Origin of the sequence: Cryobacterium sp. Sr3 (genome assembly GCF_004402835.1) — a bacterium.
Classification (GTDB): Bacteria; Actinomycetota; Actinomycetes; order Actinomycetales; family Microbacteriaceae; genus Cryobacterium; species Cryobacterium sandaracinum.
In genome coordinates this window covers 34,383-44,202 of the sequence record NZ_SOFA01000047.1, presented here as the reverse complement: position 1 = coordinate 44,202, position 9,820 = coordinate 34,383, and the positions used below count along the sequence as shown (strand labels likewise).

Annotated in this window: 8 protein-coding genes; 3 read left to right on the top strand and 5 right to left on the bottom strand. The window is 68.5% G+C overall.

The window, feature by feature from the left end; genetic code table 11:
* Window positions 1-273 precede the first annotated feature (273 nt).
* The 5 genes from E3N94_RS15620 to E3N94_RS15600 all read right to left on the bottom strand — a co-directional run bounded on the left by E3N94_RS15620 (window position 274) and on the right by E3N94_RS15600 (window position 6,054).
* A complete protein-coding gene (locus E3N94_RS15620; RefSeq protein WP_134401808.1) occupies window positions 274-981 on the bottom strand; it encodes an ABC transporter ATP-binding protein in 708 nt (235 codons plus the stop codon).
* Entirely contained in the window at window positions 978-2,894 is a 1,917-nt protein-coding gene (locus tag E3N94_RS15615) for an ATP-binding cassette domain-containing protein (RefSeq protein ID WP_134372798.1), read from the bottom strand. Before E3N94_RS15615 ends, E3N94_RS15620 begins: the two co-directional genes overlap by 4 nt.
* 4 nt (window positions 2,895-2,898) lie before the next feature.
* The gene (locus E3N94_RS15610; RefSeq protein WP_158250302.1) at window positions 2,899-3,771 is read right to left on the bottom strand and encodes a branched-chain amino acid ABC transporter permease; all 873 of its coding nucleotides are present in this window, start codon (window positions 3,769-3,771) and stop codon (window positions 2,899-2,901) included.
* 2 nt (window positions 3,772-3,773) lie between these two features.
* A complete protein-coding gene (locus tag E3N94_RS15605; RefSeq protein WP_134341841.1) occupies window positions 3,774-4,958 on the bottom strand; it encodes an ABC transporter substrate-binding protein in 1,185 nt (394 codons plus the stop codon).
* Between the two features lie 175 nt (window positions 4,959-5,133).
* The gene (locus E3N94_RS15600; RefSeq protein WP_134372789.1) at window positions 5,134-6,054 is read right to left on the bottom strand and encodes an EamA family transporter; all 921 of its coding nucleotides are present in this window, start codon (window positions 6,052-6,054) and stop codon (window positions 5,134-5,136) included.
* A gap of 70 nt (window positions 6,055-6,124) precedes the next feature.
* On the opposite strand from E3N94_RS15600, the gene E3N94_RS16690 reads away from it, so the two are divergent.
* The 3 genes from E3N94_RS16690 to E3N94_RS15580 are packed head-to-tail and all read left to right on the top strand — an operon-like array spanning window position 6,125 to window position 9,562.
* Window positions 6,125-6,793: a copper resistance CopC family protein gene (locus tag E3N94_RS16690; RefSeq protein ID WP_166784772.1), complete on the top strand. Its 669-nt coding sequence runs from the start codon at window positions 6,125-6,127 to the stop codon at window positions 6,791-6,793.
* Window positions 6,794-6,832: 39 nt separating this feature from the next.
* Entirely contained in the window at window positions 6,833-8,860 is a 2,028-nt protein-coding gene (gene recQ / locus E3N94_RS15585) for a DNA helicase RecQ (RefSeq protein WP_166784773.1), read from the top strand.
* Window positions 8,861-8,917: 57 nt separating this feature from the next.
* Complete coding sequence (locus E3N94_RS15580; RefSeq protein WP_134372783.1) at window positions 8,918-9,562, top strand: class I SAM-dependent methyltransferase; 645 nt, start codon at window positions 8,918-8,920, stop codon at window positions 9,560-9,562.
* Window positions 9,563-9,820 lie beyond the last annotated feature (258 nt).

Sequence of the window (9,820 nt, the reverse complement as noted above, 5' to 3'; positions counted from 1 at the left end):
CCTTGAGTTTCTGTTCCTAGACAGTCAGAAACCTAGACAGGAAGCGGCGTGCGGCCGTTAAGGCGCTCCGAAACACCCACAGATGAAGCAGGAGAGCCAAAATCTCCGTCGAATTCGTTAGGGCCGGTCGCCGCGGTCGCCCGCAGCGACCACATCCGCAGCATTTGCCGACCAGGTCCGCGGCGCGGGTTCTACGCCGCTGCGCGGCTGGCACGCCACGCGCTTAGCGGCGCAACACCTGCGTGCCGCTCCTGGAGCGGGCAACGGATGCCGCTACGCGGCTGCGCCACCCAGGTAGGCGTTGTGCACCTCGGGGAGTTCCACGAGTTCGGCCGGGGTTCCCGTGAGTGCCACCCGTCCGCGGTGCATGACCACTGCCCGGTGCGCGATCTTGAACGAGGCGCGCACATTCTGTTCCACGAGGAGAACCGCGAGCTGCTCCTCGACGCAGAGCCGGGAGAGCACGTCCATGATCTCCGCGACCACCTTCGGCGCGAGGCCGATGGACGGCTCGTCCAGCATGATCGCCGTCGGGTTCGCCATCAGGCCGCGCCCGATGGCCACCATCTGCTGCTCGCCACCCGAGAGGGTTCCGGCGGCCTGACCCATCCGGGTGCGCAGCCGGGGGAACAGCTTGAGGATCGAGTCGACGTCGCCGTGGCCCTTCTTCGTCCAGGCACCCAGCATGAGGTTGTCACGCACCGAGAGGGTCGGGAAGCACAGCCGGTTCTCGGGCACATGGGTCAGGCCGAATCCGGCCATCTTCTCCGTGGGCTTCCCGGTGATCGTGCGACCCTCGAGAGTCACGCTGCCCCCGGTGGGCCGGATGAGGCCGCTGACGGCTCGCAGCAGGGTCGTCTTACCGGCCCCGTTCGAGCCCACCACAGCCACGATCTCCCCACGCGCCACCTCGAAGCTGACCTCGTGCAGCACCGCGAGCTTGCCATAGCCGGCGTCCAGTCCGGAAACGATCAGCGTCATGCGTGCTCCTCCAATTCGTTCAGTTCCGCTTCGGCCTCGTCGAGGTCCGTGCCCAGGTAGGCAACGACCACGGCGGGGTCATTGCGCACGGACTCCGGGTCGCCGTAGGCGATGAGCACACCGTCGTCGAGCACCGCGACATGGTCGGCGAGGGACATGACCTGCGCCACATCGTGCTCGACGAGCACAATCGTGAGCCCGGCGGTCCGCAGCCGCCGCAGCAGCTCGGCCATCACCTCGCGCTCAGCGCCGGATAGGCCGGCCATCGGCTCGTCGAGGAGGAGCAGGGCCGGCTCGGCGGCCAGAGCCCGGCAGACCTCCATGATTCGCTGCTTGCCGAACGACAGATCCGAGGCTGAGTCGTCCGCGGCATCCGAGAGTTTCATCGACTGCAGGATCTCGTAGGACGCGGCGCGGTGGGCGCTCTGCTCACCCGACTGCAGCCCCAGCATTCCGCGGAGGACGCCCGCGCTTCCCTTGCGGTACCTGCCCATGTACACGTTGCCGACGACATCCGTCGAGGTGAAGACCTGCAGGTTCTGGAACGTGCGGGTCAGCCCGTGCGCGGCGGCGACGTGCGGTTTGCGGCCGGAGATCACCTGGTCGAGGAACGTGACGGTGCCCTCGCTTGGGGTCAGTGCTCCGGAGATCATGTTGAAGCAGGTCGTCTTGCCGGCACCGTTGGGGCCGATCAGACCCAGGATGCTGCCGGCCGGCACGGTGAGGTTTACATCGTTGACGGCGACGACGCCGCCATATCGTTTGCTCAGTCCCTCGAGGACGAGGATCGGCTCACCGGCCGCGACCGGGGTGCTGACCGCCGGGAGCTGCGGGATCGTCGTGTCGTCCTCCGGGACGTGCGCATGCGCGTCGCCGGGTGGGCGCTTCCCGGCGAACGGCAACTTCTGCCACAGCGTGGTCGCCGCCTGGTGGAGGCCGCCGGGCAGGAGCAGGATCACCAGGATCAGGACGATACCGTAACCGAGCAACTGCACCTCTCCGGTGGCGCCGGGGAAGATGGCCGGGATGACGTCGCGCATGCCCTCGCCGAGGAATTGCACGAGGAAGGCGCCCGCGACGGCGCCCCAGACCGATCCCAGGCCCCCGATGACGACCATCAGCAGGATCGAGACCGACAGGTGGAATTCGGCGGTGGCGGGGCTCACGATCGCGACCTGGTAGGCGTAGAACACCCCGCCGAGGCCCGCGAAGCCGGCGGAGAGCACGAAGACTTTCAGCCGCAGCGCATAGGTGTTGACGCCGAGGCTCTCGGCGGCGAGTTCGGAGTCGTTGACGGCCGAGAGGGCGCGACCGGCGCGGCTGTGGGTGAGGTTGAGGGCCAGGATGAGCCCGATCACCACGAACGGCGTCACGAACCAGAGGAAGAAGCCGCTGTTGTCGATCGGGATCCCGAGCACCGTGGGTCGCGAGATGCCGTAGATGCCCGTGGTTCGTCCGGTGACATCCCATTCGCGCACGCCGATCATCACGATGAAGCCGAGCCCCAGCGTCGCCAGCGCGAGGTAGTGGCCGCGCAGGCGCATCAGCGGAAGGCCCACGAGCAGGGCGACCAGCATCGCGGCGAGAACACCGACGGTGGCCGCGACCGGGCCGGGCAGATCGAGCTTGGTCAGCAGGATTGCGTGGGTGTACGCGCCGATCGCGAAAAACGCGGCCTGCCCGAGGCTGACCTGCCCGGCCAGACCCATCAGCAGGTTGAGCCCGATGGCCGGCAGGGCGAAGATCATGGCGAACACGACGATGTTCATGACCGAGGAACTGGCCGTGAAAGGGACCACGATCATCAGCGCGACGAGCACGCCGCAGCCGATCAGCGTGCTCTTGTTGTTCGCCCAGAAACGCGTGCGGAGGGAGCGCGTCCCGGCGAGGGTAGGTGTGGTTGCATGTGTCATTTCGCTACACCCTGACCGCTGTGGGCTTGAGAACGAGGCCCTGGGGGCGAACGACGAGCACAAGGATGAGGATGAGGAAGGCGGCGCCGTCCCTCAGGCCGGACGAGACGTACCCGGCCACGTAGGCCTCGATCACGCCGAGCAGGAGAGCCCCGACGATCGCGGCACGAAAGGAGACGAAGCCGCCGAGGACGGCGGCGACGAAGCCCTTGAGGCCGAGCAGTACGCCGCCCGACCAGAGCGAGAGGTAGATCGGGGAAGCCACCACGCCGGCGACACCCCCGACGAAACCCGCAATCGCGAAGGCCAGCACTGACGCGGTGACCGGTGAGATCCCCACGATGCGCGCCGCAACGGGCTGCTCCGCACACGCCCGCAGGGCCTTGCCCCAGCGCGACTTCTCGTAGAAGAGCACAATTCCGCCGCCGACCACGACGAGGGCGCCGATCATCCAGAATTCCTGAGAACGGATGCTCACCCCGCCGATCAGGATGTTGGTCCCCGGGAACAGGGGCACCCCCTTGGCCTCGGGCCCCCAGGCCAGCAGCATGATCGCCTGCAGCAGAGTCGAGACGCCGAGGGTCAGGATGATGGACGTGAGCGGGGTCAGCTTCTTCACCCGTGCGATGATCAGCCGTTCCATCGCAATGGCCACCAGGGTCACCGAGAGGATGGCGACCAGGATCGCGAGAAGGAGCGGCATCCCGGCCGCGGCGAGCCAGGCACTCCCCAGTCCGGCCAGCATCGCGAACTCGCCCTGGGCGATGTTGATGACGTGGCGAACCGTGTAGACGGCGATCAGGCCGACGGCGAGCAGGGCGTACACAGAGCCCTGTGAAAGCCCTGCCACCGTCAACTGCAGGAAATCAGTGAGCACGATCAGTCCTTGAGGAGGTTCCAGCGACCATCCTCGGCCTCAGCCAGGATGAGGGCGGTGGCGTCGAGGCCGGAGTGGTTCTTCGCGGTCATCTGGAAGACTCCGGAGATCCCAGTCCACTGGGCGCTCTCGAGTTCGCCGCGCAGGGCATCCGCGTCGGTGCCGGCGGCCTCGATCGCGTTGACGGCGATGTGCCAGGCGTCGAACGCGTGGCCCGCGAAACCGGACGGCTGCTCGCCGTAGGCCGCGTTGTAGTCCGCCTGGAACTGCTCGATGACCTCGCGCTGGGTGTTGTCGGCCGCCAGCTGGTCGGCGACGAGCAGGCGGCCCATCGGGGCGATGACGCCGTTGGCGGCGTCACCGGCGGCGTCGAAGAATGCCTGGTTCGAGATGCCGTGCGAGTGGTAGACCGGCTTGTTCACGCTGAGCTGCACATAGGCCTTCTGGGCCAGGCCGGCCGAGGGGTTGATGCCCCAGATGATGACGGCGTCAGAGTCCGAGCCGCGCACGTTGGTCATCTGCGGGGTGAAGTCGGTCGCGCTCGGCTCGAAGGCCTCCGTCATGACCAGGGTGATGCCGCGCTCGGCGCCGAGGTCTGTGATGTACTCCGCGACCCCTTCGCCGAAACCGCTCGCGTCGCGCACGAGGGCCAGCTTGGTGTATCCCTTCGCCTCGGCGTCGTCGAGGATGCGCTCGAGCACGACCACGTCGTTCTGCGCGGTCTTGAAGACCCACTTCGAGCCCTCGACGATGGCCACGTTGGCCGCGACGGAGATCATCGGGATCTTCGCGGCTTCCGCGATGGGGCGCATGGCCAGGCTGGGCCCGGTGCGTGAGGCACCGATGATGATGTCGACCTTGTCGCTCTCGATCAGCTTGCTCGTGGCCTTGGCCGCGCCGTCCTCGGTCGACTGATTGTCGATGATGGTGAGCTCGACGTCGCGGCCGTCGATGCCGCCGTCGTCGTTGAGCTGCTTGGCCAGCATTGTGAGCGTGTTCTGCTCCGGCACGCCGAGGCTGGCGCCGACGCCGGTGACGTCGAGAACCGCGCCGATCTTGATCGGGCCGGCCTCCGCTGCAGGGTCGTCCTTGGCCGTTCCCCCCAGGTTCGAGGTGCTGCATCCGGCCAGCGCAAGGGCTGTGATAACGGCAATCGGCGCGATGAAACGCAGACGAGACTTCTTCATTGGAATCTCCTTCAGAGGAACAGATAATTAGTGACCGACCAGTCGTTCACTAATTCAGGTGTGGGCCTGACAGTACCGTGGCATCGCCGCGCGCGGCAAGGGTCCCGAGGCAGTCGTTCGTAACGAGTGGGTGACGGTGTCGGCGGTGAAAGGATGCCAGTCGGCGCCCGGTCCGTCAGGCCAGCGCGAGCATCCCGGCCGCGCCGAGGGCGAGCGCGAGGCCCAACCACTGCACCGGCGCGATCCGTTCCCGGAGCACCACGGCGGCGAGCAGGATCGTGCCGGCCGGGTACATTGCCGTGAGTACGCTCATCACGCTGAGGTCTCCGGCGCGCATGCCGAGCAGCAGCAACACATTGGCCACGACGTCGATCACGCCGCAGGCCACGGCCAGCCGCAGCCCGATGGTGAGCGTCGAGCGGGGCTGCGGCGCGGCATCCGTCACCGGTCTGAACGAGCCCGTCATCGGCGCGGTCGTCACCAGTGAACGTCGCCGCCGCAACGCGAGCAGGGCGAGCAGCCCGACCACGGAGAACATGATCGCCGCATTAACCGCGCGGTTCATCACCAGCGGCACGAGCCCGCTGTCCGCCGGGGTCAGGTCGATCATCACCATGAAGGCGCCGATCATCGTGCCGGAGCCGAGGGCCATCAGCACGCCGAGCAGGCTCGGCCGCACGGCGCCGCGCTCGGGCACGAAACCCACGAGCACCACCGCCACGAGCGCCAGGCCGAGCGCCCAGTAACCGATCGGGGCGAGGCGGTCGCCGCCGGCCAGCCCCACCGTCATCGGCACGACCGCCGACACCACGGCCGTGAGCGGCGAGAGGATGCTCATCGGCCCGATCGCGAGGCAGGTGTAGAGCAGCGAGATCGCGATTGCGCCGCTGACTCCGGACAATCCGCCCCACAGCACGGCCGACGGCGACCAGACCCCCACCACAAACGGTAGGGCGAGCAGCAGGGCCACGAGCCCGGATGCCGCGGCGACGGCCGTCACGAGCAGGGAACTCATGCGCTTGGCGGCGAGCCCGCCAAGGAAGTCGGCACTCCCGAAGATGAGTGCGCCGGTGAGGCCGAGGACCGCGGTGAGCATAGAAAACGAGCTTAGCGAGTGGCCGGTATCCTAAAACCCCCAACTGTGTGAGGCGGGGAGACAGGTCGCTGTGAAACGAGGGAACAGGGCGCGGCAGTGGGCAGCGCTCGCGCTGGGCGCCGCCGTGGTGGCCGCGCCGCCGTGGTGGTCCGCCGCCCCGGCGTCGGCCCACGACTCCGTGGGCGGGTCCTCCCCGGCAGCGGGGGCCGTCGTGACTGAACAGCCTTCGCTGTTCACCGTGACGACGAACGACGCCCTGCTTGACCTCGGCGGCGGGGGAGCGGGCAGCGGGATGCTCATCAGCGGGCCCGCGCGTGTGGCCACGCCTCTCTACTACGGTGACGGCTGTATCAGCCTGCTCGGCCCGACCGTCGAGACCAAGGCCCAGCTGGGCCAGCCGGGCGAGTACACGGTGACCTGGCAGGTGGTCTCGACCGACGGGCATCCGGTGTCCGACGACTTCACCTTCACCTGGCAACCGGCCGCCGACCAGGCATTGGCTGAAGGGTCCCCGGCCAAACCGGTCTGCGCCGAGACCGCGGACGCCGCCGCGGATGCTGCTTCCCCGGATTCCACCGACACAAGCGCCGTCGCCCTCGCCGAAGCCCCCCTCGTCGCCGTCTGGATCGCCGCCGCCCTCGGTGCCGTTCTCCTCGCCGTGGCTGGAACCCTCCTCGCCATCCGCCGACGCGCGCCTCGCCCACCGAATCAGCCCGAGCAGCCCGACCAGCCCGCGTAGCCGACCCGCACCATCGGAGGGCGCAGGTAGAGTTGCCGGGTGAGTTGGAACGCCGAAATACCGTGGAATCCTGACGAGTTCGAACCACCCGACGAATTCGACGCCCCGCCACCGCCCGACGGCTATGCCGGCGGAGCCAGGGAGTGGGAACCGGCCCCGGGCCTGGCGGGCCCGGCAGGCCGCGCCGGTGCCGGCGCATCCGCCCTTCGCGTACCCGCAACCCCGCCCCACCGCGCCACCGCGAAGTTCGCGACGGCCGGCGAGGCCCTGCGCACGGTCTTCGGCTACGACTCCTTCCGCGGCGAGCAGGCCGCCATCATCGACCAGGTCATCAACGGCAACGACGCCGTCGTGCTGATGCCCACCGGTGGGGGTAAGAGCCTGTGCTATCAGATCCCCTCGCTCGTGCGGGAGGGCACCGGCATCGTCATCTCGCCGCTGATCGCCCTCATGCAAGACCAGGTCGACGCGCTCACCGCCGTGGGCGTGCGCGCCGCGTTCCTCAACTCCAGCCAGGACTCCGCCGCTCGGGGCGCGGTCGAGCGCGACTACCTCGCCGGCAACCTCGACCTGCTCTACGTCGCCCCCGAGCGACTCTCCTCCGAGGCCACCAAGCGTTTCCTCGACCGCGGCACCATCGCCCTCTTCGCCATCGACGAGGCCCACTGCGTGTCGCAGTGGGGGCACGACTTCCGGCCCGACTACCTGGCCCTGTCCGACCTGGCCGACCGCTGGCCCGATGTTCCCCGCATCGCTCTCACCGCCACGGCCACCGACGCCACCCATAAAGAGATCACCACCCGGCTACAGATGGGCGATGCCCGGCACTTCGTCGCCAGCTTCGACCGGCCCAACATCCAATACCGCATCGTCGGCAAGGCCGAGCCGCGCAAGCAGCTCCTGGCCTTCATCAAGGCCGAGCACCCCTCGGATGCCGGCATCGTCTATGCCCTCAGTCGCAAGACCGTCGAGGCGACCGCCGAATTTCTGCGCCAGAACGGGCTCAACGCGCTGCCCTACCACGCGGGCCTCGACCAGGGGTTGCGCGCCCGCACCCAGTCCCGGTTCCTCCGTGAGGAGGGCGTCATCATCGTCGCCACGATCGCGTTCGGCATGGGCATCGACAAACCGGATGTGCGTTTCGTCGCCCACATCGACCTGCCCAAGTCCGTCGAGGGCTACTACCAGGAGACCGGCCGCGCGGGCCGCGACGGCCTGCCCTCCACCGGCTGGCTCACCTATGGCCTGCAAGACGTCGTGCAGCAGCGCCGCATGATCGACGAGTCGCCCGGCGACCTCGGCCACCGGCGCAAGCTCTCCGCCCACCTCGACGCCATGCTCGCGCTCTGCGAGACCGTCAGCTGCCGCCGGGTCAACCTGCTGCGCTACTTCGGCCAGTCCAGCGAGCCGTGCGGCAACTGCGACACCTGCCTCGAACCCCCCGTCGGCTGGGACGGCACCGTCCCTGCCCAGAAACTGCTCTCCACCGTGGTGCGCCTGCTGCGCGAGCGCAATCAGCGCTTCGGCGCCGGGCAGCTCATCGACATCCTGCGCGGCAAGGTGACCCCGCGCACCACTCAGCACAGCCACGACCAGCTGGCCACCTGGGGCATCGGTGCCGACCTCAGCGACCAGCAGTGGCGCGGCGTCGTGCGGCAGCTCCTCGCCCAGGGTTTCCTGGCCACCTCCGGCGAATACGGCACCCTGGTGCTGACGGATGCCGCCGCAGAGGTCCTCGCTGGCCGCCGCACAGTGGAGCTCCGCACCGAGCCCGAACGGGCCGCCCGCCCCGCGGCCGGGGCCCGCAAGAGCGCCGCGAAGGCGGCCGCGGCCGATCTCAGCCCCGAGCAGGAGACCCTGTTCGCGGCGCTGCGGGTCTGGCGCTCCGCCCAGTCCAAAGAGCAGGGCGTGCCGGCCTACATCATCTTCGGCGACGCAACCCTGCTGGCGATCGCCGCGACGAAGCCGGCCACCCTGGCCGACCTCGACGGCATCTCCGGCGTCGGTGCCAAGAAGCTCGACGCCTACGGCGCCGCCCTCCTCGAGGTCGTGTCCGCCGGAACCTGACGCCTCCCGTCCCGGACCCAACCCGCGGCATCCCGCAGGACCGGGTAGAACTGAGTCATGGACTGGACCGAGTACTTCAACGCTCAGGCCGCTCGCCCACCGCGTGCGGTGCTGCTCCGTGCCCTCGACCTCCGTGCCCTCGACCTCTGCGCCGACGCGCCACCCGCCCCACCCGGCACTGCGATCGACTTGGGCTGCGGTGCGGGCACCGAGACCCGGCACCTGCTCGCCGCCGGCTGGACTGTACACGCGTTCGACGCCGACCCGGGCTCTGAGGCCAGGGTCTGGACGGGCCTTCGCGCCGCGGAGCAGTCCCGCCTGGTCTTTCACCGGTCCCGCTTCGAGGATCTCCCCGAGTTGCCCGCCGCAGACCTCGTCTATGCGGGGTTTTCCCTGCCCTTCTGCGACCCCGCAGTGTTCCCCGACCTGTGGGCGGGCATCCGCGCGGCGCTGAAGCCCGGCGCCTGGTTCGCCGGAGAATTCTTCGGCCCCCACGATGAATGGGCCGGCCGCGCAGACATGAACTTCCATGATCGCGGCCAGGTCGAGGCGCTCCTGGCCGGTCTGCACGTCGTCGGCCTCGTCGAAGACGACCGCCCCGGTCAGTCCGCATTCGGCCCTCGCCACTGGCACCTCTTCCACGTCACCGCCCGCACCCCGACGACCTGTGCCCCAACGAATTCGACGGAGATTTTGAGCTAAAGCCACGTTTTGGGCTTGTTTTAGGGCTTCTAGGGCAAAATCTCCGTCGAATTCGTTAGGAGCGGCCGGGCCGTCGCTCCGGCAGAGGTGGTGCCCCGTTTGTGGGTAACGGTGCCGTCAGACCCTTTACCGCTGTGGAAACCTACAAGACGAATGCCGGGCGGAGCATCCTTCGTTGTAGGCCCGTCACGCACTATTTCCCCGCTTCGTGAGAGCCGCCTAACGTGTAAGAAAATTTCGAGTTCGCGCGAAGACGAA